We start from the raw sequence: 26,035 nt of genomic DNA on the forward strand, positions 1-26,035 counted from the left end.
AGCCGCTGCTGAGGTAGCAGCGCAGGGATTGCTTACTCTCGATCGGATCGCAGGTCGGGCATGGATGCCCTGCTGAGCGCCTCCCGCGCCGCGTTCGTGAACCGTTCCCGGCTGAGTTCTCGCGCTTCCTTGTTGCGTGTGAGTACGTCCCCCATTGAGAACGCCTCGCTCGCAGCCGCGGAGAGTCGCTCAAGGTTCGTGCTCAGTGCTTCCCGCACCTCTCGCGAGGCCTGTCGATATCGCTCCATGCTCTCCATCGCTGCCCGCAGCATGGGGTGCCCATCAAGCTCGCGAGGGTCACCCCCCTGACTGCGATGGGAAGTGACTAGTTCCGCAACCTGTTGGATGCGGTGCTGGTATTCAGCTGTTTGCTCGGAGACGGCATCTGCGGATACAGGGCGTCCATCGACCTCCGCCACCGCGGCTTGGGTCACCTCGATGAACCGGGCGGCGACTTTGACGTCTTCCTGCATCGTCTCCGCCAGAGACTCAGCCGCATGCGTGACGTCCGGGGGACCTAGGATCGCGATGCGTCGTGCGCGCTCCGCCATACGGTCCGCGGCCAACCGAAGCTCGTCTAGGCCCGTTGAGTCTGGCGCATCAGAATCTGCGGATGCTTGGGTGATACGCAGGCACTCGTCCCAGGCTTCGAGGAAGCTTTCATATGTAGTGAAGCGCTGCTGCCTTAGCCAATGAGCATGCTCAACGGCCCCCTGGTCTTGCACTTGCCTTCGGACAGCCTCGGCGCTTTTCTCGGCGCCGAACTTGGTTGATCGTGCTCCAACGACGGCTCCCAGTCCGGTTGCAGCAAACCCGATCACAGCTAGTACGAGGGGAATCACGAAGTCCTTCACGCTGGCTCATGATGTCGGCACAGCCTGTGCTTGGGAACCCTGCCTCCTGCCGGCGCTGTCCCCAGGCCGGAGTGGCTCCAACCTGGGGGCTTGCTGATCAGCGGATGCAGCGACGTCGTGAGCGAGCCGCGCGGGCGTCGACGGGATCAGTCTTGATCGCAGCAGGGCGATCGGATGCGGGTACGACCCATTCGGCACGGAGTCGGCCGACGGTTCGGTGCTGGGTCGGGTGGTCGGGTTGGCCGACTCGGTGCGGGCGGATCGGGCCTTGTCGAGGTCGATTACCTCTCCCCCGGAGTCGGCCGTCATCTCGGCTTCGAGGCGGTTGAAGAGTTCGTCGTCGTCGGGGTGCTTCACTGAGGTTCCTTCCATGGGGAGGAAAGGCGGGGTCCGGCCGTCGTTGTAGGAGGTGGGCGACCGGACCTCGCCGGAGGGTGGTTGAGCAGGTCAGGTGGCGTGCTGTTCCTCGGCGTCGATGCACATGCCGCAGATGCCGTAAGAGCGCGGGATGCAGTAGCCGACATCGAGCAGGCGGCGGGGGCAGGTGCGGCGGGCGAGCATCGCCAGCGCGAGCGCACCCCACTTGCGCGACGTCATCGGCCGAACCGGCTGGGCACGGTCGACCCGGTAGAGGTAGGCGACGCGGACGTTGCCGCGTCGCCGGTTGACCCGCATCACCTGTGCCGCGATCGGCTGACCACCCGGACGCAGCCCCTTGGCACGGAGCTGCCGGCGGGTGGCGTAGCCGTCGGGGGCCAGCCGCCGGGGGTAGGTGGGCACGCCGTAGCGGGCGCCGGTCGGGTCGTAGCACTTGCCGTAGACGGCGGACATCAGGCGGCCTCAGCCTCGCGCCCGTCGCCCTGCGCGTCCACGGAGTGCAGCGGACGGCCGTCGGCGCGCTAGGCCTTCAACGCGTCGCGCAGGGCGTTGGCAGCCGAGCAGTGCACCCTGGTACGGATGCCCTCCGCGTTCAGCTCCCCGTCCAACCACGATGCGGCGAGTGTGCGAGCCTGGCTCAGCAGCTCATCGAAGGTGCGCGGCGGTGTGCCCTTGCCTTTCGGCGTGGCCGGTCAACGCGAGCGCGGCTTGGCCGCGGGCGGCTGTGCCGGCCGATTCGCCACGGGGGGTGGTGCGGGCGCCTCCGGCTCGGCGGCGGGGGCGAGTTCCCCCATGGATCCTCGCTCATGCCTTCCGGCAGCATGGTCTCCGACGTTGTATCCGCAACAACCGATTGCTCCACGGTGAAACCGCGCGCCGTCGAGATATCTGCGCCGTTGAGATCGGCCGCCTCGAAAATCTCCCCTCCCAAATCTCGCATCGCACAGAGATCCGCAGTGCACTCGGGATGCGTCGGACCCACTCCGAGCGGCAGCATTGGTTTCCGAACGGCACAGGTTGGTCAGTTAATCAGCCCCGCAAAGAATCCCAATACGTCGGCTCCCAACAACTTGAATGGAATGCCCAAAATGACGCCCCCTAGCAACACTGCTAGGCAAACAAAGGCGCCTGTTGAGATGATGTCTGCTTCGATAGGCAGTTCGCCTCCTGTGATGCTGAAGGTGGCAGCAATATACAGCAAGACGGGAATCATAATCAGAACGAAGATGAGGGCGAACCAGTTTCCAGCAGCAATAAATTCGCCCACCAATATGATTGCGTAAGCAAGAAGAGCGACTATCACACCTACAACGGGCACCCTCAGGAGTAGTCTCCGTAGATCAACCGCCCTCAAAGCCTTAAGTGCCTTGTGCAAACCAACATGGCCGCCCAATTCTCGCAATGCCTGAACGAGCTCGATAAGTGCTCGAACCATTGTAGTAATAGCACTCAGGGTGAACCCGAACTCTAGACATAAGACAGTCACTGCTACCACGGTCGGTGTTTTGCTGGCTTCTAGGAATCGCCTACCGTACTCGATAGCCACCGCGCCGGTAACGTAGACCAGCACCGCGAGAGTGTGTCTGATCGTTTCCCGTAGGAGGTCCTCTCCAGGCTCCTCGACTTTGGCAGACTTGCTCATCGCCCCCTGCCTCTCTCGTGGTGGCCCCGCTTGCGCGGGCGGGCTACAAACCATGGCCAGAGCGTAGAAGGCGCATGAGGGCCATGGGCGGGAACCGGCAAACCGCCCTCGTTAGTGGACAAACGTGGCTGAGCTGTTCTACGTGCGGCGGCTTAAGCGGACTGTGCAGGACGACCTCGGGAGCGATCTTGCGGGTCACCATCGACGGAAGGCCACGGGGCGCCTGATGCGTTAGGGGCGAAGGTTCATGGTCTCAATTGCGGTCTCAACCACCGCTAGTTCCGGGGCAGTCCGATGGCGTCCGCCGGAGCCCGGCAGACCTTGTGATCAGGCGTGTAAGCCATGCGGCGGACACCTGTGGACGCCTATGGGCCAAGATCGGACAACGCGTAATGCGTACGTCTCGGGTTCGAATCCCGAAGGCGGCTCTGTGGAAGCCTCAGAACTCACTCGCCGTGATCTGGGGCTTTTGCTTTGCGCCACGCGCCACGCGCCACGCGCCACGCGCCACGCGCCACGCGTCATGCCTCATGCGCCATGCGTCCTTCGGGCGCTTCGCGGCGGCGGGAGGGCGCAGTGCCTGTCGCTCTCCCGTACGCCTGGGCCGACGTCACTTCCGTCGCCTGCGCGAGCAGCGTGTACCGGTGGGTCAGCAGAGAACAGCAGAAGTGAACCGAAGGCGCCGGGGGTGCAGGCATGACCGTCAGGCCGTCGTTGATCCAGGCTGAGCGTGTGGACTGAGCGTCCTTGCGGTGTGGATGTGGCAAGACCGGTGCCCACATTCCCGAGACGTTTGCCAAGTTGCTCGAATCGAGCAGCTCCAAGGAGATGGCGGAGGCATCCCTGGAGGGGCACGTATATGTCCAGTCCCTCCTTTTCGAGGTGGCGGTACCCGTGACCACCTTGATTGTGGCGGCGCTGAACGAGGAGACGTCCGAGACGGTGCACATCCGTCTGCTCGACGAGCTTATTTCCTGCGTCGGTGGGGAGTCGCACTGGACTGAAGCCGAGGCCGGCGCACCAGAACTCGAGGTCGACTGCCAGATCGCGGCACGCGAGGGCGTGTGGACTCTGTACCAGGAGTACGCGACCGGTCGTGCGTCGATGGCCCGGATGATCCTCGATGCGGTGGATGCCGACAGGGAACGGTTCGAGTACTTCGACGCCAAGCTGATCGACAGGGTCAGAAAGCGGGCAAAGCGCCACTGACTGACTGGGGGCACCACGAGGGGCGCGGGAGGAGTTGGAGGGGCGGCGCGGTTCACCGCCCGGAATCGACCGGAACCGACCGGAACCGCCAGGGGCGTTCGACGGCTCCGTCTCCGGCGGCCATCCTTTGGTGCGCACGAAGTACCCGGGACGTTTCACAGGTCAGGACTCACCGCGGCCGCTGATTGCGCTCTCCGAAACCGACGAACTGCCCTGCCGGGCACTGGCGAGTACGGGTAAAGCGGGCGACGTTGCCGCCTGGGCAGAAACCTCCTGGTTACCCCCAATAACCGCCGAGGGGATTTGTCGATCCCGTCAGGTGTGTCCCCCAACTCGGCCCCGTTAGCGTCCCGTTATGAGGCGACGCAGGCGCATCGGGGTGCAACGGATCAGGTCCTTACAGCGGGTGAGGGACAAGGCACTGCAGCGGCGGGAGAGCAGACGGTCCGGCAGCCTGGGGCGGCGGCTCGGACGGCGGGCGGAACGGGCCCGCCCCTGGCTCCAGTTCATGGCCGACCTCGCCACGCTGCTCGCGCGGCTGGTGCGGTAGTCGGTTTCGCGCCCTGAACACCTGGCAACGCACCGGCACACGTGCCCGGTTCGCGGCAGCGTGGCGCTCTCGGCACACCGCCGATCCCCCTGACAAACGCACCGGCAAACGCACCGACACACGCGCCGGGTAGCGGCAGCGCGGCGTTCTCGGGCACACCGACGTATGGACCCGTCTGCTTTTGGCGGGATGCGCTGGTGGGGCGGGGGTCGGGGCGCTGGGCAGGTCGCTCGGGGAGGCAGGCGGGCGGGTCGCCCGGGCCTTCTCGGGCCGGCGCCGGCCCGTGCCCGTAGGAGTTCGTACGGCGCACGGAGTGTGGCCGTACCGCGGGCGGCCCTGCGGTTAACGGCTAGCATCGCGGTCGAGTCGTCGGTCGAGATGGGGTGCATGTCGTGGCGCAGGAACCGCGGATCGCGGTCGCCGTGGTGACCATGGGGAACCGGCCCGTCGAGGTCGACGCGCTGTTCGCCTCCGTGGCCAAGCAGGATGTCGCGCCCGCGCGGATCGTGATCGTCGGCAACGGGTGCCCGTTGCCCGACTTCGCCGAGCGGCTCGGGCTGCCGGGCGAGGTCACCCCCATCGAGGTGGACGAGAACCTCGGGTGCCCCGGCGGGCGGAACGTCGGCCTTGCGAAACTGCGGGAGTTCGGGGACGTCGACGTCGTCGTCGAACTCGACGACGACGGGCTGCTCGTCGACGCGGACGTACTGCGCAGGGTGCGGGACCTCTTCGCCGGCGACCCCCGGCTCGGCATCGTCGGGTTCCGGATCGCCGACGAGCACGGCGAGACACAGCGGCGGCACGTGCCGAGGGTCGGAGCCCGCGATCCGATGCGGGGCGGGCCGGTGACCGGATTCCTCGGGGGCGGCCACGCCTTCTCCATGCGGATGCTGGACGAGATCGGCGACTGGCCCGCCGAGTTCTTCTTCGCGCACGAGGAGACCGATGTCGCCTGGCGCGCCGCCGACGCCGGGTGGACCGTCCTGTACGAGCCCGAGTTGCTGCTCCAGCACCCCAAGACCTCGCCCGCCCGGCACGCCATCTACCACCGGGTGACCGCCCGCAACCGCGTCTGGCTCGTCCGGCGGCGGCTGCCCCTTCCGCTCATCCCCGTCCACCTCGGCATCTGGATGCTCCTCACCCTCGTACGGACTCGGTCCGTGGGGGGATTGCGGGCCTGGTTCGGGGGGTTCGTGGAGGGCTTCCGCGCGTCGGGCGGCGAGCGGCGGCCGATGCGGTGGCGGACCGTGTGGCGGCTCACGCGGCTGGGGCGGCCACCCGTCATCTGACTTGGGCGGCCATCGTCATCCGCGCTGGGACGGCCATCGTTGTCCGACTGGGGCGGCCACCCGTCACGTGAGCCGGGGCGGTCACCGTCCTCTGACTGGGACGGCCACCCGTCACCCTGAGCTGGGAGGGCCACCCGTCACCCTGAGCCTGGGCGGTCACCGGTCATCTGAAAGTGGTGGCCTCCGGATGCTTCGCCAACGGCAGCCGGTGCACCGCGAAAACGCAACGACGAACGACGAAGGCCCCGTTCATTCACCTCTGATGACCGGGGCCTTCTCGCGTCCCGGATCCGGTCGCGACGGCGGCACTCCCCCGAGTTGCGCGTCGTACGCGCGCGCCGTCGGACCAGATCCGATGGAATGATCACATCAGAGCGCGCCAACGGATCGCTAACATGTGGCCAACGGTTCCACGGGGAGTCGTGAGGTGGTCGGCGGGAAGTCGACGTAAGTCGGCGCGAAGTCGTCGGGGCGGGGCCGCCCGGTGCGGACCCGCGGGAAGGCAGTGGGGCGGCACGATGCGGGACGAGCTGCGGTGCGGACTGCGGTTCGGGCTGTTGGGGCCGCCGGTTCTGTACGACGCCGAGGGCCGCGTCATCCCCGTCGGCGGCGGCAAGATGCGTGCCCTGCTGGTCGCGTTGCTCCTGGAACCGGGCCGGATCGTTCCGGTCCCTGTGATCGAGGACGCGCTGTGGGGCGGGGCGCCGCCGCCCTCCGCCCGGGCCTCGCTGCAGAATCACGTGACCCGGTTGCGGCGGCTCCTCGACGATCCGGAACGGCTGCGGGCCGTCCCGCCCGGCTACCTGCTGCGGGTCGGCGAGGGCGAGTTGGACGTCCGCGTCTTCGAACGCCACCTCGCCGCGGCGCGCGCCGCGCACACCGGGCACGACTGGAGACGCCTGCTGCACGCCGCCGATGCCGCACTCGCGCTGTGGCGCGGCACACCACTCAGCGGGCTGCCGCCGGAGACCGGCGGACTCGCGCTCGTCCAGCGGCTGGAGGAGGCGCGACTGCTGGCCCTTGAGTGGCGGTACGACGCCGAACTGCACCTCGCGGGGGAGAGCGGCCCGGCTGCCTTGGGCGCCGTGGGCACCGGGAACTCTGCGCAGTCCGCGACCGGCGACTTCGGTGGACTCGCCGGGCTCGCACCGGAGTTGGCCGCGCTGGTCGCGGAACACCCCCTGCGCGAAGCCTTCCACCGGCTGCTGATGCTCGTACTCCACCGCACCGGGCGGCAGGCGGAAGCGCTGGCCGTACACCGTGATCTGCGCGTCCGCCTGATCGAGGAACTGGGCGTGGAGCCCGGGCTCGCGGTGCGCGAAGCGCATCTGGAGATTCTGCGGGAGGAGGGCGCCGGGAAGTCTCGTGGCGATCTTGGTGGTTCCGGCCGTCCAGGTGGTCCTGGTGGTTCCGGCCGTCCCGGTGGTTCCCGTGGTCCCGGCGGGCCTGGAGAATCGGGCGCATCGGGCGAAGGCGTGGGCGCGGGTGCCCCGGCCGTCATGAACGCCGATGTCGCTGATGACGCCGATTACGCCGATTACGCCGATTACGCCAGTGGGGCCGAGGGGCGCCCCGTCGCGGAGGAGTCGACCGGCGATGTCCCGTCAGCGGCAGCGACCCCCCGCCCCGCCCAACTCCCGCCGTCACCCGCCTGCTTCACCGGCCGCTACGACGTCATCGAGCACCTGCGGCACGCCTTGGACACCGGGCCGGATTCAGGTACGGATGCGAGCCCGAGCCCGGGTGCGAGCACAAGTACGGGCACGGGCCCGGGCACGAGTACGGGCACGCACGCGAATACGGGCACGCGCCTGAATGCGGGGAAGCGCGCGAATACGGGCACGCACGCGAGTAGTACACCCGGCGGCCCCCACCCACCCCCCGTCCCCCTGGCCGTACTCAGCGGCATGGCCGGAGTCGGCAAGAGCGCGCTCGCGTTGCACGTGGCGCACGGGCTGCGGGAGCGGTTCCCGGATGGGCAGTTGTACGTCAACCTGCACGGCGCGACGCCCGGTATGGCGCCGCTCACGCCGGGGCAGGCGCTCGCCTCGCTGCTGCGTGACCTAGGCACCGAGCCGCGCCTGATACCCGAACACCCGGACGCGGCAGCCGCGTTGCTGCGGTCGACGCTCGCGCCGACCCGCACGCTGATGGTGCTCGACGACGCCGCGCACGCCGCGCAGGTACGGCCGCTGCTGCCGGCGGGTGCCGGGTGTGCGGTGATCGTGACGAGCCGTTCGCCGCTCGCCGCGCTCGACGGCGCCCAGCGTTTCCCGCTCGCGCCGCTGTCGGACGAGGAGAGCGCGGCGCTGCTGCGGGCGGCCTCCGGACGGCAGGACGGACTCGACGGCCGCCACCCGCTCGTCGAACTCACCGGCCGGCTGCCGCTCGCCCTGCGCATCGTCGCGGCCCGGCTCGCCGCCCGCCGGGCGCTCACACCCGACGTACTCGCCGGTCAACTGGCCGCCACCGAAGGGCGGTTGCACCATCTGGAATACGACGACCTGAGTGTCCGCAGGTCACTCGCGGTCGCCCATGACGCGCTGCGCGCCTCCGAGCGCGAGGCGGACCGTGACGCGGCCCTGGCGCTGTGCCGGGTCGGTGCGCTCGACCTCCCCGCGTACGGGGCGCCGCTCCTCGCCCGGCTGACCGGCACGGACGAGCGGCGCGCCGAGGCGGCCCTCGACCGTCTCGTCGACGTCGCCCTGCTGGAGGAGACGGCCTACGGCCGCTACACCCCCCACGACCTCGTACGCGACTTCGCCCGCGAGATCGCGGGGGTGACGGAGAGCGGCGTCCACCTCGACCGTACGGCGGCCGGCGCGGGGGCGGAGCCGGGGGGTGACCGGGAGAAAGGGCAGGCGGCCTCGGCCGAACGCGCCCTGCGCTGGTACGCCGCTGTCGCCGCGCGCTCCCTTGCCGCGATCGTCGAACCGGGCCTGGACCGTGAGGACCGCGCCCGGCCGACCGCCTCGCAGCCGGAGCCGCACGCGGCGGACGTCGCGGCCACGCCGCAGTTCGGCTCGGCGCAGGAGGCCTTCGCCTGGGGCGATCTGGAGCTGGAGAACGTGGTGGCGCTGGTGGAGCGGTACGCGGAGTCGTCCGCGTACGTTCCGCTGCTGGTGCGGCTGATCCATCCGTATGTGCAACGCAGTGGTCATGTCGCCGAGTTGGAGGTCATCCAGCGGGCGGCGCTGGGCGCGGCGCGGCGGCTGGGGGACGAGGCCGCCGAGGCGTACGCGCTCGGGGACCTCGCGGGCCTGCACTTCATGACCGGACACACGAGCGACGCGCTTGCGCTGAACGACGACGCGCTGGAGATCTGGCGCCGGCTCGGCGTCCTGTCCTGGGTGCGCCGGGGTCTGAACAACCGCGGCATGCTCCTGGAAGGGCTCGGGCGGCACGCCGAGTCGAGCGAGGCGCTGCTGCAGAGCCTCGAACTCTCCCGCAGGCTGGGGGATCCGCACACCGAGGCCATCACCTACAGCCACCTCGGCAACCTGTACGAGCACACCGACCCCCGGGCCGCCATCGACCACCACCGGCGCAGCCTCGCGATCGGCGAGACCGTCGGGGACGTCATCATCCGCCACTCCGCGCACTGCAACATCGGCTACGCGCACCTCACCCTCGGCGAACCGGTGGCCGCCGCCGGGCACTTCGAGGAGAGCCTGCGCATTCTCGGCGGCCGCGGCGACTGGCACGGCGAGTCACAGACCCGGCTGGGGCTGGTGCGGGCCCTGCGGGAGCTGGGCCGGGCGGAGCGGGCGGCCCACGAGTGCGCTCTGCTGCTGCGCCTGGCGGAGCAGCGCGCCGACCGGTACACGCAGGGGCTCGCGCAGCATCAGCGGGGGCTGCTGCTCCACGCCGACGGACGGACCGACGAGGCCCATCGGCAGTGGGAGTCGGCCCGCGCCGCCCTGGAGGGCAGGGTCACCAGGGTGGTGGGGGAACTGGAGGAACTGCTCAGCACCCGGTGAGCCGACTGCGCGTCCGCACAGCGCACGGTGAGCGGACTCGTGTCCACGCAGCGCCTGGTGAAGCGGACTCGCGTCCACGCCACGCAGCACCCGGTGAGCCGACTTCGCGTCCACGCCACGCAACGCACGGTGAGCGGACTCGTGTCCACGCAGCGCAGGGTGATCTCGCTGCTCGTCCGTGCAGCACACGGTGATCTCACTTCGCGTCCGCGTAACACTCCACCACCGCCGTGGTGAAGGGGAAGCGGACCGGGGTCTCCCCGAAGGTGAGCCGGCCCGCGAGGTCCGCCGCCTCGCGGATGGCTTCCACCACCGAGTCGGCCTCCTCGGCGGGGCAGTGCACGATCACCTCGTCGTGCTGGAAGAAGACGAGCTCGGCGGCCAGGTCGGCGCAGGTGCGGCGGAGGGCGGCGAGCATCAGCAGGGCCCAGTCGGCGGCGCTGCCCTGGACGACGAAGTTGCGGGCGAAGCGGCCGCGGGCGCGGGAGTTGCTGGACGCGTAACCGGGGACCCAGGCCTGGTCGGTACCGCCGGCGGCATCGGTCAGGTCCGTGGGGTCGTCCTGCGGGATGCCCGCCTCCTCCGACGCGGCCTCGGCGGAGCCCGCCACCGGTGGGCACGTGCGCCCCAGCCAGGTCCGCACCAGCCGGCCCTCCTCGCCCGCCCTGGCCGCGTCGTCCACATAGGCGACGGCCTTCGGGAAGCGGCGGCGCAGCAGGGCGAGGTTCTTCAGGCCGTCGCCGGACGTCTGTCCGTACACCGCGCCCAGGACGGCGAGTTTCGCCTGGGCACGGTCGCCGGAGAAGGCTCGGTCCGAGACCGACTGGTAGAGGTCGCTCGCTCGGCCGGCGACCTCCATCAGGCCCGGGTCGCGCGAGATCGCCGCCAGCACCCGGGGCTCCATCTGGTCGGCGTCGGCCACGACGAGCCGCCAGCCGGGGTCGGCGACCACCGCGCGCCGGATCACCTTGGGGATCTGCAGGGCCCCGCCGCCGTTGGTCACCCAGCGTCCGGTGACCGTCCCACCCGCCAGGTACTCGGGCCGGAAGCGGCCGTCGCGCACCCAGGACTGGAGCCACGACCAGCCGTGCGCGACCCAGATGCGGTACAGCTTCTTGTACTCGATCAGCGGCTTCACGGCCGGATGGTCGAGGGACTCGATCTCCCAGCGCCGGGTGGACTTGACCCTGATCCCGGCCTGGGCGAAGGCCTTGACGACGTCGGCCGGCAGGTCCGGGCGCACGCGCCTGCCGAACGCGGCCGACACCTCGTCCGCCAGCTCCGCGAGCCGCCGGGGCTCGCCGCCGCCCGCATAGCGCTCGCCCAGCAGTTCGTGCAGGACCTCGCGGTGGACGTCGGCGCTCCAGGGCAGCCCCCATGCGTTCATCTCCGCGGCCACCAGCATTCCCGCCGACTCGGCGGCCGTGAGCAGCCGCATCCGCTCGGGGTGCGCGGTCTCGTCGTGACGGCGCTGCTGATCCGCGTACACCTCCAGGAGGTCGCGCAGGGGTACGTGGGCGGGGCGCGGTTCGAAGAGGGAGGACTGCGAGCCGGGCTCGGCGGAGCGCTGGGGCGGATCCGGTGGTACGGGGCCGCCGCGCAGTCTTGCCAGCGCGGCGGCCGCCGACCTGGGCTCGCCGAGGCGGCCCTCGTGGCCGAGCAGCAGGCCTTCGGCGTCCTCGATGTCGTAACACCGCTCCACTCGCACCCCCGTGGCGAGCAGACGCGGATACACCTCGGCCGTCGAACGCCAGACCCAGCGGACCACGTCCGGCCGGGACCGCACGGCCTCGACGAAATCGGCCTCCCGGCTCACCGGACCGGCGGGCAGCCCGTCCGGGCCGAGGACGGCGACCTCCACACCGCCGTCCTCGGCCGGCGCGAGAGCCCACCGGTCACTCATGCTGCGAGTGTGGCAGGGGGGTCTGACAACGCGACCCGCCACGCGCTGCTCAGGAGGCGCCGGGCGCCCACCGCACCTCGCGAAGAGGCACGCCGAGCGCCCTCCGCACCTCGCGAAGAGGCACCCCAAGCACCCGCCGCACCTCGCGAAGAGGCACCCCAAGCACCCGCCGCCCCGAGCGCACCCCGGCCGCACCACTCCCGAGCCGACCCCGACCGCCCCGGCGCCCCCGCTCAGCCGGCCCCCGCTGAGTCCGTCCCCGTCACCCCGTCCCCGTCAGTCCGCCCCCCTCAGTCCGTCGTCGTCCCGCGGGAGTTCACGATGTCCGTGATCGCCTGCGTGACGTGGGACTCGGTGGTCGCCTTGTCGATGCCCAGGCCGGTCAGGACGCCGTTGCCGTTCTCGTGCTCCAGGAGGGCCAGCAGGACGTGTTCGGTGCCGATGTAGTTGTGGCCGAGGCGGAGGGCCTCGCGGAAGGTGAGTTCCAGGGCCTTCTTGGCGGCGGGGCCGTACGGGACGAGTTCGGGGACCTCGGCGGCGGCCGGGGGAAGGGCGGCGGACGCGGCCTCGCGGACGGCGTCCAGGGACACGCCCTGCGCGGTGATCGCCAGCGCGCCGAGTCCCTCGGGCTCCGCGAGCAGACCGAGGACGAGGTGCTCGGGGAGGCCTTCGGTGTTGCCCGCGGCCTTGGCCTCGTTGTGCGCGGCCATGACCACGTTCCGCGCGCGGGGGGTGTAGCGGCCGAAGCCCTGACTGGGGTCGAGGTCGGCGGACTCGCCGGATCCCTTCGGTACGAAGCGCTTCTGGGCGGCCTGCCGGGTGACGCCCATGCTCTTGCCGATGTCGGTCCAGGAGGCGCCCGAACGCCGGGCCTGGTCGACGAAGTGTCCGATCAGGTGGTCGGCCACATCACCCAGATGGTCGGCGGCGATCACCGCGTCCTGGAGCTGGTCGAGCGCGTCGGTGTGGACCTTCTTGATGGCTTCGATGAGGTCGTCGAGACGTACGGATGGTGTGCCGGTCGGGTTCGTCGTCATGTGTCAACCGTAAGTTGACACCCTCCAAGTGTCAACCCGAAGTTGACACTCCCTTTCGGGTCCCGCCGGTCGGGGGTCGGCGGTCGGGCCGACCGGCGTCAGTCGCTCCCCGCCCCACCCGCCGGCGCATGCTCGTACATCGCCACCAGCACCCCGTGTACGGCTTCGCCCTCCGCGTCCTCCTCGGCGCCGTCGACCAACTCGGCCAGCTTGTCGGCGAGTTGACGCGCTCGCTCCGGAGACAGGCGTAGCTGGCGAAGTGTCAGCAGCGGGTCGCCGGGGGAGTGGTCCAGTTCCTGGGCGACCGCGCCGAGCAGGGCGGCCGTGCCTGCCGCCTGCGGTTCGGCCACCAGCATCCGCCGGGCCAACCGCTGGTAGTGCTGCTCGGTCCCGCCCCGGACCTTCCGCGTCGCGGCGACCCGTACGAGCCCTGCCGTGCGCAGCACCTTGAGGTGGTGCGCCACATTGCCCTTGCCGACGCCGAGCCGCGCCGCGAGCCCGCTGATGGTGGCCGGCCGGTGCCCGAGCGAGAACAGCAGTCGCTGACGCAGGGGATGGGCGAGCGCCGCGAACTGCTCGGGCGTGGTGATCTCGAGAACCTCCTGGAGCGGTTCCGCGAGGTCGGGGGCCGGCGGCCGTTCGCCCTGAGCCGCCTCCGTGAGTTCGGTGGCCGGTCTTGGGTGGCTCTCCGCGAGGTCGGCGGCCGGGTGCGGTTCGCTCTCCGTGAGGTCGGCGGAGGCGGGTGGCGCGTCCCGGGGTGGTGGCGGCGAGGTCGGTGTGTCGTTCATCCATCAAGCGTCCAATTCTCTTGACGCTTTGGCAAGCCCCCTGCTGTACTCCCCTCCCATGACCACCAAAACGGCACCGTCCGACCCCATTCCCGTCAGCGACAAGAGCGAACTGGCCGATGTGTCCGGCATCGTGAACGAGACCGCCCGGCTCGTCGCGGAGCACTACGTCTTCCCCGAGGTCGCCGACCGGCTGTCCGCTCTGCTGCGCCGCCGCCTCGCCGAAGGCGCGTACGACCTCGTGGTCACGGAACCCACCATTGAGCCGGCGACGGAGCCCCCGGCCGAGGACCCGGCCGGATCGGCGCCCGCCGCGCGGCTGGCCCGACTGGTCACCGCCGACCTCCAGTCGCTGAACCGCGATCCGCACCTGCGCCTGAAGCACCACGCGGAGCCGGTTCCCGAGGGGCGGGGAGCCGCCGCGCTCTCGGCCATGCGGCGGGAGTTCGACGCCTCGCTGGGCGGCGTACCCGGAGTCCGGCTGTCGGCCGCGGGGGTCGCCGTACTCGAACTCGCCCCGAAATTCTTCCCATTGAACTGGTCCGCCGAGCCGCTGACCGCCGCGCTCACCCTGGTCTCCCGTGCGGACGCCCTGATCCTGGACCTGCGCGCCAACACCGGGGGTGATCCGGAGACGGTCGCCTTCGTCTGCAGCTATCTGCTCGACGAGCGCACCCACCTCAACTCCATGTACTGGCGCGCGGGGGAGCGTCTTGAGCAGTCCTGGAGCCTGCCGTACGTCCCCGGCGCCCGCTTCGGGGGAAGCAAGCCGCTGTACGTGCTGACCAGTGGCCGTACCTTCTCCGCCGGCGAGGAACTGGCCTACGACCTCCAGCAGCTCGACCGGGCCGTCGTCGTCGGGGAACCCACCGGCGGCGGGGCGCACCCGCGGGACGGGTGGGCCCTCCACCCGCACTTGGAGGCCACCGTCCCGGTGGGCCGCGCGATCAACCCGGTCTCCGGCACCAACTGGGAAGGCACGGGCGTGCAGCCCGACGTCCCGTGCCCGGCCGCGGAAGCCCTCGACCGGGCAACGGCACTGGCGGTCCGAGCCGCCACTCCTGTCCCGGCCCCCGGGACGCCCCAGCCCTAAGCCGTCCCAAGCCGTCCCACGCCGTCCCGAGCCGAGGCCCCACTCCCGGCTCCCGTCCCCCCGCTCACGCCCACCCCCTCCTCCAAGCCCCCGTCACCGAGGCCCCCACCGCGACCAGCAGGCAGCCCGCCACGCAGCCGCCCGCCATCTGCCACGGCACCGCCATCGCGACCGGCGCCGACAAGCGCCCGAGGGCCATGCCGAGCCCGGCGAGGTTCACGGTGGCGACGGCCGCTCCGAGGACCGCCCCCACCCCGACGGCCAGCACCGACTCACCGGCCACGACCCGCAGTACCTGCGCCCGGGTGGCCCCCGCCAGCCGCAGCGAGCGCAGTTCCCGGCCGCGGGCCGAGGTCGCCATCAGCAGGGTGCCGGCGAGCGAGATCCCGGCATAGACGAGGGCGATGCCCAGGACCACGAGCAGTCCGAGGCGGGTCTGGGGGCCGGTGCGCGGATGGGTGGCGGCCAGCCAGGCCGACGTCGTACGCACCTGTCCGCCGGTGGTGCGCAGGGCCGTCGCGACGGCCGCGGGGTCAGCCCCGGGCGCCACCCGCACGTCGAGGCGGTCGACGGTGGCGCCCGGCGCGTTCGCCGCGGTCACGTACGCGCCGTTGTTCCCCGTGCCCCGCGCCAGCACCGCGGCGACACGCAGCCGGGCCGGCCGGCCGTCGCCGAGCCATACCCGGACCCAGGAACCCACTTCGTGCCGCTCCCACTCCTCGTTCACGATGATGGAGTGGTCGTCGAGCGCGCTTACGTCCCCGGCCACCACCGGCAGCCGAGTCACCGCCGCGAACGCCGTCACGTCCGTCACCGCCCGGGCGTCGGACCGGATCAGCGCGGTCCCCTCCTCCCGTACGAACACCGCGGTGGACGCGGTCCCGGACACGGTGGCGCCGGGTGCCCGTATCCCCGTCGAGTCGTTCGCCGGCACGGTGGCGCCGAGTGCCCGTACCCCTGTCGAGTCGTTCGCCGGCACCGTGGCGCCGAGTGCCCGCACCCCCGTCGAGTCGCCCCCCGGCACCGTAGCCACGGCCGCCCGCAACGGCATCAAGTCCCGTCCAGTGACGACGAGTTGGGCCCGCGTCTGCTGTCGTGCCTCAGTTGCCCGGGCCTCCGCGACCGTCTGCGCCGAACCCAGCAGCGAACCCGCCAGGGCGACCGTCACCAGCACCGGGGCGGCGACCGCGGACGTCCGGCGCACCGATGTGCGCGCGTTCTCGCGGATCAGCAGACCGGCCGGGCCCGGCAGTCGGACGAGCCGCACGAGCGGGCGCACCAGCGCGGGTGCCAGCGCGGCCACCGCCGTGATCAGGACCATGGGCTGGGTCGTGTACGTCTTCCGCTTCAGCAGCTCGGCCGGTTCCGTCCCCAACTTCCAGGCGAGCAGCCCTAGTCCGCCCGTGAGCAGTCCGACGCCGAGCGCCCGCCGCGCCCACGGCATCACCCCGGTGTCCACGGCCGCCTCGCGCAGTGCCTCGGCGGGACCGGTCCTGCCCGCCCGTCGCGAGGCGGCCCAGGCACCCATGACGGCGACCAACACGCCGGTGCAGAAGGCGACTTCGTACGGCCAGTACGTCGTTCCCCGCAGCGCGAACCACGACGGCGCGACCCCGCCGTCGACCAGCGTCCGCACCAGTCGTGGTGCCGCCGACGCCCCCAGCGCGCACCCCGCGGCCGAGGCTGCGACGCCCACCGCCAGGGCCTCGCCGAGCAGCATCCGCCGCACCTGTCCCGGCGTCGCCCCGGCCAGCCGCAGCAGCCCGAACTCCCGTCGCCGCAGCGCGACCACGAAAGCGAACGTGGACGCCGTCACGAAGACCGAGACGAACGCCGTCACCCCGGCCGCGGTCCCCAGCAGCGCGTTGACCCCGACCAGCGCCTCGGCGTCCCGGGCCGTCCCCGGGTCGGCCAGTCGGCGGTCGTCACCGGTCAGCACCCGGGCGCCCGCGCCGCCGGCTTCGCGGACGACCGCGCGTACGGCCGTGGCGGGGGCGTCGACGCCGACCGCGTCCCGCGCCGAGCCGTCCGTCCGTACCGGCCCCAAGTCCCGGAGTCTGCCCAGCAGTTCGTTGTCCACAGGGTGTGGATGCGCCAGCTTCTTGGTGACGTGCGCGGTGTCCGTCCCTCGCCGGACCTCCACCGTGAGCGTGTCCCGGCCCATCACCACGACGGGCGAGCCGGCGAATCGCTGCGGCTCGCGCGGGGGCGCGTCGAGCGTCGCGGCGAGACCGAGCCCCATCGCCGTCATCACGCCGACGCCGAGCCCGACGGCGACGAAGGACCCGAGGAAGGAGGCCCAGCGGGTACGGAGCGACGACCAGGTCAGCACGTCACACGCTCCGGACTCCCGGTCGCGGAGCGCCCGCCGCCTTCGAGGCCCGTCATCCGGGCGGCGACCTCCCCGGCCGTCGGTGCGGACAACTCCCCGTGCACCCGCCCGTCCACCAGGAAGACCACCCGGTCCGCGTACGAGGCGGCGACCGGATCATGGGTGACCATCACCGTCGTCAGGGCTTCCGTGTCGACCAACTCCCTCAGCAGCAGGAGCACTTCACGGGCGGTCGTGGTGTCCAGGGCGCCCGTGGGTTCGTCGCCGAAGAGGACGGCGGGGCGGGTGATCAGCGCCCGCGCCAGGGCGACCCGCTGCTGCTGGCCGCCCGACAGCTGCGACGGACGGTGTCCGGCGCGCTCGGTCAGCCCCACCCGGGCCAGCGCCTCGCGCACCGCGTCCCGCGGAGGGCGCCGGCCGGCCAGCCGCAGTGGCAGCGCGACGTTCTGCGCGGCGGTCAGGGACGGCAGCAGGTTGAAGGACTGGAAGACGAACCCGATCCGCTCCCGCCGCAGCAGCGTCCGCCGCCGCTCGCTCAGCCCGGCCAGTTCCACACCGGCCACGGCGACCGTCCCGGAGGTCGGCCGGTCGAGCCCCGCCGCGCACTGGAGCAGCGTCGACTTGCCCGATCCGGACGGTCCCATCACCGCCGTGAAGCTCCCGGCGGCGAAGTCCAGGTCGACCCCCTCCAGGGCGGCGACGGCACCGTAGTGACGGCACAGGGATCGGATACGTACGGCTGTGGTGGTCATGCCCCCAGCGAACCGTCCGGCGACCGCGCGCACACGACCACCAGGGGGCGTCCGCCGGGTAGGGCCACCCCTACCCGGCACGGGGTGACCGGGGGCTACCGGCCTCCGCGCCCGCCCCGCCCGCCCGGGGCCTCCGCGCCCGCCCCGTCCGCCCGGGGCCTTCCGGCCTCCGCGTCCGCCCGGGGCCTTCCGGCCTCCGCGTCCGCCCGGGGCCTTCCGGCCTCCGCGCCTGCCCCGGCCGCCCGCCCCGGCGTCCGGGAGCCCCCGATCCGCTCTCCCGGGCGCATGGCACGATCGAGGGATGAGCAGCACGTCCAGCACCGTGGAGCGCGCCTTCGAGGCGGCCCTCTATGCCACCGCTCCCGGCGGCGCCCGAGCGGGCGGTGCCCGCATCGTCGACGCGGCCCTCGACACGGGCGCCTCGCTGCTCGCGGCCGACCCCGCGGCCGACCCCGAACTCGCCCGGCGCGGCGAGGAGTTCGTGGCCGCGGCCTGGCGTCGCGGCTGGCAGCCCGCCGATGTCGTACGCCTCGTGCGCCGCGATCTGGACGACGTCCATGTGCGCCTGGTGTCGGAGCTGATCCGGGCGCAGGCGCGACAGCGGCAGGAGGGGAGCCACGGGCCGCGGTGGGCGGCGCAGCTCGACGAGCTGGCCGCAGACGCGACGGCGACGCCCCCGCGCACGGACCGCTTCTCGTACGCCACCGCCGTACTGGAGCTGTACCGGCTGCTCCTGCGGCTCCCTGCCATCGAGCCCCTCGACCCGCCCCGGGGGACCGCCGGCCGGAGCTCCCGTCAGGCCTCGCACGACACCCGCATGCTCACCCGTATCCGCGCCCTGCTCGCCAAGGCGGAGGCGACCGGGTTTCCGGAGGAGGCGGAGGCGCTGAGCGCGAAGGCGCAGGAACTGATGGCGCGGCACAGCATCGACGAGGCGCTGCTCGCCGCCCGCACGCACGCCAAGGACGCACCCGGCGCCTGCCGGATCGGCATCGAGTCGCCGTACGAGACGGCCAAGGCGGTGCTCCTGGACGCGGTCGCCGGGGCGAACCGCTGCCGGGCGGTGTGGAACGAGGCGTACGGGTTCTCGACCCTGGTCGGCTTCGAGCCGGACCTGGAGGCGGTCGAGCTGCTGTACACCTCCCTGCTCGTGCAGGCCACGGCCGCCATGACGAAGGCGGAGGCGGCCCAGCGGGCCGGGGGCCGGAAGCGTACGAAGACCTTCCGGCAGTCCTTCCTGGCCGCCTACGCGCACCGGATCGGCGACCGGCTCACGGCCGCCGCGGATGGCCAACTGCCGGACAGTGATGGGGAGTTGCTGCCCGTGCTCGCGGCCCGCGACGTGGCGGTCACGGACGAGACGGAGCGCATGTTCCCGCGGACGGTGGCCACCAGGCTGCGCGGGGTCACTGATGCGGCCGGCTGGGAGCAGGGCGCGGCCGCGGCCGACCGCGCCCAGGTCAGGGCACGGCCCCCACTGCGCTGACCCGGCCACCCACCGATCAGCCGCGTCAACAACGCTTCAGGTCAGTACACCCAGGGCGTGTCCTAGTCGCCCGCGATCTGGAACGGGCTCACCGAGGCGTCCGGCGCGCTCGCGGTCTTCAGCGCCACCTCCCCGTACGGCCACGGGAAGCTCTGCACGTCGCCGCCCGCGGACAGCGAGATCTTCAGGTTCTTCGCGACCGCGCTCTTCTTCGGGTCGCCCTTCGGCCCCCGTACATAGGTGAGCGTGAAGGTGGCCGCCTCGGCCGGCTTCAGCGTCACCTTCTCCGGGTTGGCGGGCTGCTGTTCGGCGACCGGCCAGGAGGTGCCGCCGCCGGACAGCTCGACGCCCGGGAAGCCCTTCAGGGTGCAGTCGGCGGAGCCGCGGTTGGTGACGGTGACGGGGATGTTGCCGGTGTCCCCGGCGACCGGTGCGGTGTTGCCGGGGCCGACGTCGAGGGCGAACTTGCCGGCCGCGCAGGTGCCGGAGGCAGCGGCTGTCCCCTTCTTGTCCGTGCCCCCTCCGCTGCTGTCGTCGCAGGCGGTCAGGGCAAGAGCCGCCGCGAGGACGGTGACGGCGATCGGAAGGGCGCGCATGGGGTTCCCCCTGAGGTCGTGACGGTGCAGGAGGATCATCACGCAGCCTCGTACGGGCCCGTCGGCCGCCCCCGCTCCGAGCGTCTCCACCTCGCCGCATCCATGCCGCGAATGTCCTGAAACCTCCCGTACGCTGACGCAATGAGCTGGCTCCGGGCGCTGAAGGAGACCACGCGCTCGGGGCTGCGGATCGAGCGGAAGCGTCTCGAACCGCTGGTCGCCCTGCGCGGTGCCGTGGGGCTCGCGCTGGTGATCGCGCTGAGCCTGTGGCTGTTCGGGGCCGCGGTCGCGGCGAGTTCGGCGTTCGGCGCCTTCCAGGCGGCGATCGCGACGTTCCAGCGCAGCTGGCGCCCGCGACCGGAACTGGCCCTGGTCTCCGGCACGAGCATCGCCGTCTCCTCGTTCCTCGGCTACCTCACGATCGCCCACCTGGCCGTGTTCCTGGCGCTGCTGGTGGTGTGGACGTTCCTGGCCGGGCTGAGCTGGGCCGCGGGCCCGACCACGGGACTGCTCGCCTCCTCCAACGTCGCGATCATGCTGGTCACGGTCACGCTGCCGACCTCCGTCGCGGGGGCGGCGGGCCACGGCGCGATGATGATCGTGGGCGGCCTGGTGCAGGCGGCCCTGATCGTGCTCTTTCCCGTACGGCGCTGGGGGGCCCAGCGCGACGCGCTCGCCGACGCGCTGGCGGCCGAGGCGGACTACGCGCGCCGGCTGCGCGAGGACCCGGTGGCCCCCTTCGACCCGCTCCCGCTGATGGAGGCCCGCAACGCGGCCGCGCTCACCCCGCGCCAGGCCCGCACCCGCCCGGCCGAACTCCACGGCGCCCGGGGCCTCGCCGAGCGCATCCGCCCGGTCCTCGCCGCGCTCGCCGACCCGGCGCTGGGCGTCCCGGCCGAGGGCCGCGAGCGGGACCGCGTCCGCGAACTCCTCGGTGCCGCGGCCCGGATCCTGGACACGGCGGCCCGCGCCATCCGCCACGGCGCCCCGGTCACCCTGCCCGCGGACGCGCTGGCCGCCTTCAGGACCCCGGACACCGGCTCGATCCTCACGGGCCGCCCCTACCGCGCGGCCGCACGGCTCGGCACCCTCCTGCGCGACGTCCTGGAGACGGCCGGCGACCCGCAGGAGATCACGACCGGTCTCGGACAGCGGGCAGCGGCACCCTTCCGGGCGGTCGGACGACTGTGGGAGCGCGGGAGATCGTGGGAGCGCGGACGACTCTGGAAGCTCGGGAAATCCTGGCAGCGCGGGCACCTGTGGAAGCGCGGAAAGGGGCGACGGCTGCCCGGGAGCGGGAGCGGGAGCGGGAGCGGAGGAGGCGCGAGCGGCGCTTCCGGGAGCGGGCGAGGAGCGGTGAGCGGCGCGTCCGGGAGTGAGGGAGGCGCGAGCGGCGCTTCCGGGAGTGGGCAAGGGGCGGTGAGCGGCGCTTCCGGGAGCCGGCACGGATCGGCGAGCGGCGAATCCGAGGACGCGGAGCCCGCGCGCCCCGAGGAGGCCGCCCTGCTGCGCCGCCCCGGCCTCCTCGGGCTCGCGCCGGTGGCTCTGCGGGCCATGCGCAAGGAGGTCCGGCGGGACTCACCGGTCTTCCGGCACGCGGTCCGGGTCTCCGTCGTGGCCGCCGTCGGCTACCTGATCGGCACCTGGCTCCCCCTCGGCCACGGCTACTGGGCCCCGCTGGCCTCGGTCATGGTCATGCGCCCCGACTTCTCGCAGACGTACAGCCGCGCGGTCGCCCGGTTCGGCGGCACGCTCGTCGGGGTGGCGCTGGCCACCGGCCTCGTGCGGGTCGCGGACCCGGGAACGTATCTCTCGGGCGCCCTCGCGGTGCTCTGCGCGGCGCTGATGTACCTGCTGATGCGTACGGGCCAGGTGGCTGCCCAGGTCTTCGTCGCCGCGTACGTCGTCTTCCTGCTCGGGATGGGCGGCCAGCAGTGGACCCAGACGGTCCCCGAGCGGGTGCTGCTCACCCTGATCGGCGGGGTGCTGGCGATGCTCGCGTACGCCGTCTACCCGGCGTGGGAGACACCCCGGCTGCGGACCCGGCTCGCCGACTGGCTGGTCACGCAGGGCCGTTATGCGGCCGCCGTGGTCTGCCGTTACGCCGACCCCACGGGCCGCGACTGTCCCGACGTACGCGCGGCGCTTCTCTCCTCGCGCACCGCCCGGGCGGCCTGGCACACGGCCGTGGCCCGTGCCATGAACGAGCCGGTGCGGCACCGCGGCCTCTCCCGGACCGCCGCCGACGACGCCGAGGACGCCCTCGCCCAGATGGGCCGCGTCGCCATGCTGATGGAGGCCCACCTCCCGGACCGGAACGCCGCCCCCGTCCCGGCCGCCGCCCGCCTGGCCGACGCCCTGCGCACCGCCACCGAGCAGGGCGCCAAGTCCGTACGGGAGCGCCGGATCCCCCGCTGGGACGCCGTACGCGAGGCGCTGGACGCCTGGGACCGGGAGACGGCCGCCGCGGAGGCCGCCGCCTCGGGCAACCCCGGCGCCGTCACCGCGGACGACGCCGGGTCCGCTGCCTGGGACGACGCCGCCGCCACGGCCTCGGACGACGCCGGGTCCACCGCCTCCGGCGACGCCGCCGCCACGGCCTCCGGCGTCGCCGGGTCCACCGCCTCCGGCGACGCCGCCGCCACGGCCTCGGACGACGCCAGGTCCACCGCCTCGGACGACGCCGAGCTCACCGCAGGCTCCGGAGCCCACAGCCGCGTTGGTGCCACCAGCGCCCGACCCGCCCCCACCCCGTACGTCCGCCAGGGAGCCGGCCTGCTCCTGGAGTCCCTCGTCGAACTCTCCGAGGCCCTCGACACCGCCGTCCCCCCGATGAACGTCGACGGAACCTCCGGCTCCGGGCACGCGGGCGCCGGTGACCCCGGTCCCGAAAACGCCGACGGGCCGCGGAACCCCAAGGGTTCCGCGGCCCGCTGAAAGGACCCGGCGGGGGTCAGGATCCGGTGCTCGCCGTGGGCAGTCCGGACGGCAGCTGGCCGCCCTCCGTCTTCCGGTACGTCTCGGTGCCGAGGCCGCCCTCCCACTTGACCTTCATGGTCGCGGAGCCGACGGACTCGACCATGCCGGTGGTGCGGTCGTGGCTGCCGTCCGTGCACTTGAGGTGGATCATCTGCATGCCCGCCTCCTTGCCGGCGGTACCGCTGCACACGGCGCCGCCCGTCGCGAACAGCCCGGCCTGCTTGCCGGTGATGACGAGGGCCACGGCCTTGCCGTCCGTCGTGGCGAGCCAGCTGCCCTCCAGCTTCCCCTGGGGGGTGGCCGGGCCCCCGGAACCGTCCCCGGAGTCCGCGGTCGCGGACGGGCTCGCGGACTTGTCCGAGCCGGAGTCACCGCTGTCGCTGCAGGCGGTCAGCACGAGCGCGGCCGCCAGCAGCCCCGCGGCCACCGCCGCGCTACGCACCCGCTGGCGCGGGAAGGTCACCGAAGTCACTGGAAGTCCCCCAAGGGTGGGCCGGGTGATCGCTGAGGTCGCCGGGACGACCGCAGCAAGCTACCAGGAGGACTTACGAACGCCCGGAAGGAATCCGGCGTGCGCTTGCTCACGCAGATTCACCCGGGACAGCCCGAAGGTGCGCAGATAGCCGCGCGGGCGCCCGTCCACACTGTCCCGGTTGCGTACGCGGGTGGCGCTGGCGTCCCGCGGCTGCCTCCGCAACTCCGCCTGGGCGGCGGCTCGTTCGGCCGGTGACGAGGACGTACGGCGGACGATCTCCTTCAGCTCCGCCCGCCGGGCGGCGTACCGCGCGACGACCTCCTGGCGCTTCTCGTTCTTCGCGACCTTGCTCTTCTTCGCCATCAGACCCTCACCCCGCGGGCCCGGATGCGGGCGACGGCGGCCTCGACGCCGATCGTGTCGACGGTCTTGATCCCCTTCGCGCTCAGCCGCAGCCGTACGTACCGGCCCTCGCCGGGCAGCCAGTAGCGCTTGCGCTGGACGTTCGGGTCGAAGCGGCGCGAGGTGCGCCGGTGGGAGTGGGAGATGGAGTTGCCGAAGCCGGGCCGGGCTCCGGTCAGCATGCAGTGGGCGGACACGGGTGATGCACCTCTCCTGATCGATGTTTGGTAATGGGATTCATTTTCAGTAAGATAGCAGCATGGCACGCAACGAACTCCGTCCCGTCATCAAGCTCCGGTCCACGGCCGGGACCGGCTTCACCTACGTCACCCGCAAGAACCGCCGCAACGACCCGGATCGCCTGACCCTGCGCAAGTACGACCCGGTCGCCGGCCGCCACGTCGACTTCCGAGAGGAGCGCTGACCGTCATGCGCGAGGGAATCCACCCGGCGTACCGGCCCGTCGTCTTCCGTGACCGTGCCGCCGACCACGCCTTCCTCACCCGCTCGACGATGACGAGCGAGAAGACGATCGAGTGGGAGGACGGCCACACCTACCCGGTGGTGGACGTCGAGATCTCGGACGTGAGCCACCCCTTCTACACCGGCAACGCCCGCGTCCTGGACACGGCGGGCCGCGTGGAGCGCTTCGAGCGGCGGTACGGGAAGCGCGAGGGCCGCTGATGGCAGGCGGGGGGGTGCGGCCCACCCCGGGCGGCCTGGCCGTGGCGATCGTCGGCGGACTGCACGCAGACGCCCGCCGGGCGGCCGTCGAGCGACTGCTGACGGACGTCCCGGGCAGCGTCGCGCTCCACCACGACCTGGCGACGGCCGCCGCCGGCACGGTGGTGCGGACCATCCGTGACCGCACCGGCCTGCTGTCGGCCGGCGAGGCACCCCTCGTGAACGACTGCGCGTGCTGCGCCCTGCGCGAGGACCTGGTGCCCGAGCTGGAGCGCCTCGCCGACGCGGGGCTCACCCGCCTCGCGGTCGTCGAGCTGTGGGACTCCGTCGAGCCCAAGGCGATGGCCGAGGTGGTGGCGTCCAGCGGGCTGAGCCTGACCGGCGTGATCACCGCGGTCGACCCCGCCCTGCTGCTGCCGTACCTCGGCAACGGCGACGACCTCGCGGACGGCGGCCTCGCCGCGGCCGCCACCGACCAGCGCACGGTCGCCGACACCTTCGCCCGCCAGCTGGAGTACGCCCCGGTCCTCGCCCTCGTCGACTCCCCGGAGGCCGACGACGAGGACCGCGCCCTGCTGGCCCAGCTGCACCCGACGGCCCGGCAGGTCCCGATCGGCCGCGGTGACGCGGCGAGCCGGGGAACGGGACCCGCGGGCGCCGGCCGTCCGGCGCTCGCCGCGGCCGCGCTCGCCGGCTTCGACGTGGAGGCGGCGGCCGCCGCCCAGCATCCGGCCTGTGCGCTGCTGCCGACCGAGGCCGACGCGTCCGGAGTCGCCACCCTGGTCTGGCACCGCCGCCGTCCGTTCCACCCCGAGCGGCTCTATGCCGCGCTGGAGAACCTGACCTGCGCGGCGGCGCGCAGCAGGGGGCGGTTCTGGCTGGCCGACCGGCCCGACACGCTGCTGCACTGGGACGCGGCCGGCGGCGCGCTGTGCGTGGAGAACGCGGGCCCCTGGCTCGCCTCGCTGCCGGACGCCGCCTGGGAGATGGTCCCGCCCGTCCGCCGGGCCGCCGCCGCGCTCGACTGGCACCCGGAGCACGGCGACTGCTGCCAGCACCTGGTCTTCACCTCACCAGGACTCGACCGGGACGGACTCGAACTGCTCCTGGAGTCCTGCCTGTTGACCGATTCCGAGTACGCCGCCGGGCCCACCGCCTGGAAGCGGCTCCCGCCCGCCTTCGACACCCTCCTGGAGGTCTGACCCCATGGCCCGCAAGCCCGAGCGCAAGCCCGCCAAGTCCCGCCCCAACCCGCTGTACGAGGCCGGGATCACGTACATCGACTACAAGGACACCGATCTCCTGCGCAGGTTCCTCTCCGACCGAGGCAAGATCCGCGGCCGCCGGGTCACCCGCGTGACGGCGCAGCAACAGCGGCTGCTGGCGCGTGCGATCAAGAACGCCCGGGAGATGGCGCTGCTGCCGTACGCCGGCCGTTGACCGCTCGTCCCGTGTTCGCCAACGCAATCCGATGACCTCCGTGCCGCGGCCCGGCGTCGACTTTTCCGGCGCCCGGCAGCGGCCCACCCCGTGTCCCGTCCCCCCCATGCCGATCCCGCGCGTCCCCCGGAACAGCCCACTTCCTTGAACGCGAGAACAAAAAGGC

General features: G+C 72.3%; 23 protein-coding genes. 11 read left to right on the plus strand and 12 right to left on the minus strand.

The features are described 5' to 3' along the window. Positions 1-32 precede the first annotated feature (32 nt). The 3 genes from ACFWM2_RS37040 to ACFWM2_RS37050 all read right to left on the minus strand — a co-directional run bounded on the left by ACFWM2_RS37040 (position 33) and on the right by ACFWM2_RS37050 (position 2,802). Positions 33-854 (minus strand): hypothetical protein, encoded by an 822-nt coding sequence (locus tag ACFWM2_RS37040; protein WP_383289602.1) that lies wholly within the window; start codon positions 852-854, stop codon positions 33-35. Between the two features lie 447 nt (positions 855-1,301). After that, positions 1,302-1,685 (minus strand): RRQRL motif-containing zinc-binding protein, encoded by a 384-nt coding sequence (locus tag ACFWM2_RS37045; protein WP_383289605.1) that lies wholly within the window; start codon positions 1,683-1,685, stop codon positions 1,302-1,304. 568 nt (positions 1,686-2,253) lie between these two features. Next, positions 2,254-2,802: a hypothetical protein gene (locus ACFWM2_RS37050; protein ID WP_383289608.1), complete on the minus strand. Its 549-nt coding sequence runs from the start codon at positions 2,800-2,802 to the stop codon at positions 2,254-2,256. Between the two features lie 966 nt (positions 2,803-3,768). Between ACFWM2_RS37050 and ACFWM2_RS37055 the strand changes: the two genes are divergently transcribed. The 4 genes from ACFWM2_RS37055 to ACFWM2_RS37070 all read left to right on the plus strand — a co-directional run bounded on the left by ACFWM2_RS37055 (position 3,769) and on the right by ACFWM2_RS37070 (position 9,902). Continuing rightward, entirely contained in the window at positions 3,769-4,083 is a 315-nt protein-coding gene (locus tag ACFWM2_RS37055) for a hypothetical protein (RefSeq protein ID WP_383289611.1), read from the plus strand. Between the two features lie 406 nt (positions 4,084-4,489). Next, the gene (locus ACFWM2_RS37060; protein ID WP_383289613.1) at positions 4,490-4,633 is read left to right on the plus strand and encodes a hypothetical protein; all 144 of its coding nucleotides are present in this window, start codon (positions 4,490-4,492) and stop codon (positions 4,631-4,633) included. 392 nt (positions 4,634-5,025) lie between these two features. Further along, positions 5,026-5,922: a glycosyltransferase family 2 protein gene (locus ACFWM2_RS37065; protein WP_383289616.1), complete on the plus strand. Its 897-nt coding sequence runs from the start codon at positions 5,026-5,028 to the stop codon at positions 5,920-5,922. Positions 5,923-6,440: 518 nt separating this feature from the next. After that, entirely contained in the window at positions 6,441-9,902 is a 3,462-nt protein-coding gene (locus tag ACFWM2_RS37070; RefSeq protein WP_383289619.1) for a BTAD domain-containing putative transcriptional regulator, read from the plus strand. A 196-nt stretch (positions 9,903-10,098) separates the two neighbouring features. Here ACFWM2_RS37070 and ACFWM2_RS37075 read toward each other — a convergent pair whose 3' ends face one another. The 3 genes from ACFWM2_RS37075 to ACFWM2_RS37085 form a co-directional block, all read right to left on the minus strand. Then, on the minus strand, positions 10,099-11,805 hold the full coding sequence (locus ACFWM2_RS37075; protein WP_383289622.1) for a bifunctional 3'-5' exonuclease/DNA polymerase: 1,707 nt from the start codon (positions 11,803-11,805) through the stop codon (positions 10,099-10,101). Positions 11,806-12,095: 290 nt separating this feature from the next. Beyond that, complete coding sequence (locus tag ACFWM2_RS37080) at positions 12,096-12,842, minus strand: Clp protease N-terminal domain-containing protein (RefSeq protein WP_383289625.1); 747 nt, start codon at positions 12,840-12,842, stop codon at positions 12,096-12,098. 98 nt (positions 12,843-12,940) lie between these two features. Then, positions 12,941-13,630, minus strand: a complete 690-nt coding sequence (locus ACFWM2_RS37085) for an ArsR/SmtB family transcription factor (RefSeq protein ID WP_383289628.1) — start codon at positions 13,628-13,630, stop codon at positions 12,941-12,943. Between the two features lie 58 nt (positions 13,631-13,688). On the opposite strand from ACFWM2_RS37085, the gene ACFWM2_RS37090 reads away from it, so the two are divergent. Continuing rightward, the gene (locus tag ACFWM2_RS37090) at positions 13,689-14,723 is read left to right on the plus strand and encodes a S41 family peptidase (protein WP_383289631.1); all 1,035 of its coding nucleotides are present in this window, start codon (positions 13,689-13,691) and stop codon (positions 14,721-14,723) included. A gap of 64 nt (positions 14,724-14,787) precedes the next feature. On the opposite strand, the gene ACFWM2_RS37095 is transcribed toward ACFWM2_RS37090, so the two are convergent. Beyond that, positions 14,788-17,055, minus strand: a complete 2,268-nt coding sequence (locus ACFWM2_RS37095; RefSeq protein WP_383289634.1) for an ABC transporter permease — start codon at positions 17,053-17,055, stop codon at positions 14,788-14,790. After that, positions 17,049-17,807 (minus strand): ABC transporter ATP-binding protein, encoded by a 759-nt coding sequence (locus tag ACFWM2_RS37100; protein ID WP_383289637.1) that lies wholly within the window; start codon positions 17,805-17,807, stop codon positions 17,049-17,051. The genes ACFWM2_RS37095 and ACFWM2_RS37100 overlap by 7 nt, the downstream gene beginning before the upstream one ends. Positions 17,808-18,108: 301 nt before the next feature. On the opposite strand from ACFWM2_RS37100, the gene ACFWM2_RS37105 reads away from it, so the two are divergent. Further along, positions 18,109-19,293: a DUF2786 domain-containing protein gene (locus ACFWM2_RS37105; protein ID WP_383289640.1), complete on the plus strand. Its 1,185-nt coding sequence runs from the start codon at positions 18,109-18,111 to the stop codon at positions 19,291-19,293. A 62-nt stretch (positions 19,294-19,355) separates the two neighbouring features. On the opposite strand, the gene ACFWM2_RS37110 is transcribed toward ACFWM2_RS37105, so the two are convergent. After that, positions 19,356-19,889: a DUF4232 domain-containing protein gene (locus ACFWM2_RS37110; RefSeq protein ID WP_383289643.1), complete on the minus strand. Its 534-nt coding sequence runs from the start codon at positions 19,887-19,889 to the stop codon at positions 19,356-19,358. 141 nt (positions 19,890-20,030) lie between these two features. Here ACFWM2_RS37110 and ACFWM2_RS37115 point away from each other — a divergent pair, with 141 nt between their 5' ends. Next, complete coding sequence (locus ACFWM2_RS37115) at positions 20,031-22,826, plus strand: FUSC family protein (protein WP_383289646.1); 2,796 nt, start codon at positions 20,031-20,033, stop codon at positions 22,824-22,826. Positions 22,827-22,842: 16 nt separating this feature from the next. Here the strand turns inward: ACFWM2_RS37115 and ACFWM2_RS37120 are convergent, their stop codons facing one another. Genes ACFWM2_RS37120 through rpmB form a run of 3 tightly spaced genes read right to left on the minus strand, consistent with a single transcriptional unit; the run spans position 22,843 to position 23,942 of the window. Then, the gene (locus tag ACFWM2_RS37120; RefSeq protein WP_383289649.1) at positions 22,843-23,340 is read right to left on the minus strand and encodes a hypothetical protein; all 498 of its coding nucleotides are present in this window, start codon (positions 23,338-23,340) and stop codon (positions 22,843-22,845) included. A 60-nt stretch (positions 23,341-23,400) separates the two neighbouring features. Continuing rightward, the gene (gene rpsN / locus ACFWM2_RS37125; RefSeq protein ID WP_383289652.1) at positions 23,401-23,706 is read right to left on the minus strand and encodes a 30S ribosomal protein S14; all 306 of its coding nucleotides are present in this window, start codon (positions 23,704-23,706) and stop codon (positions 23,401-23,403) included. Continuing rightward, positions 23,706-23,942, minus strand: coding sequence for a 50S ribosomal protein L28 (gene rpmB, locus ACFWM2_RS37130; protein WP_383289656.1), 237 nt, complete (start codon positions 23,940-23,942; stop codon positions 23,706-23,708). Before rpmB ends, rpsN begins: the two co-directional genes overlap by 1 nt. Positions 23,943-24,004: 62 nt before the next feature. Here rpmB and rpmG point away from each other — a divergent pair, with 62 nt between their 5' ends. From rpmG to rpsR, 4 genes are read left to right on the plus strand one after another with little or no spacing between them, the layout of a single operon-like run. Beyond that, positions 24,005-24,169, plus strand: a complete 165-nt coding sequence (gene rpmG, locus ACFWM2_RS37135; RefSeq protein WP_044382365.1) for a 50S ribosomal protein L33 — start codon at positions 24,005-24,007, stop codon at positions 24,167-24,169. A 5-nt stretch (positions 24,170-24,174) separates the two neighbouring features. Next, a complete protein-coding gene (locus ACFWM2_RS37140) occupies positions 24,175-24,429 on the plus strand; it encodes a type B 50S ribosomal protein L31 (RefSeq protein WP_383289659.1) in 255 nt (84 codons plus the stop codon). Next, positions 24,429-25,631 (plus strand): GTP-binding protein, encoded by a 1,203-nt coding sequence (locus ACFWM2_RS37145; protein ID WP_383289662.1) that lies wholly within the window; start codon positions 24,429-24,431, stop codon positions 25,629-25,631. The genes ACFWM2_RS37140 and ACFWM2_RS37145 overlap by 1 nt, the downstream gene beginning before the upstream one ends. A gap of 4 nt (positions 25,632-25,635) precedes the next feature. Continuing rightward, a complete protein-coding gene (gene rpsR, locus ACFWM2_RS37150; protein WP_383289665.1) occupies positions 25,636-25,869 on the plus strand; it encodes a 30S ribosomal protein S18 in 234 nt (77 codons plus the stop codon). Positions 25,870-26,035: the final 166 nt, after the last annotated feature.

It is taken from the genome of Streptomyces sp. NPDC058371, from assembly GCF_042723265.1.
Lineage (GTDB): Bacteria > Actinomycetota > Actinomycetes > Streptomycetales > Streptomycetaceae > Streptomyces.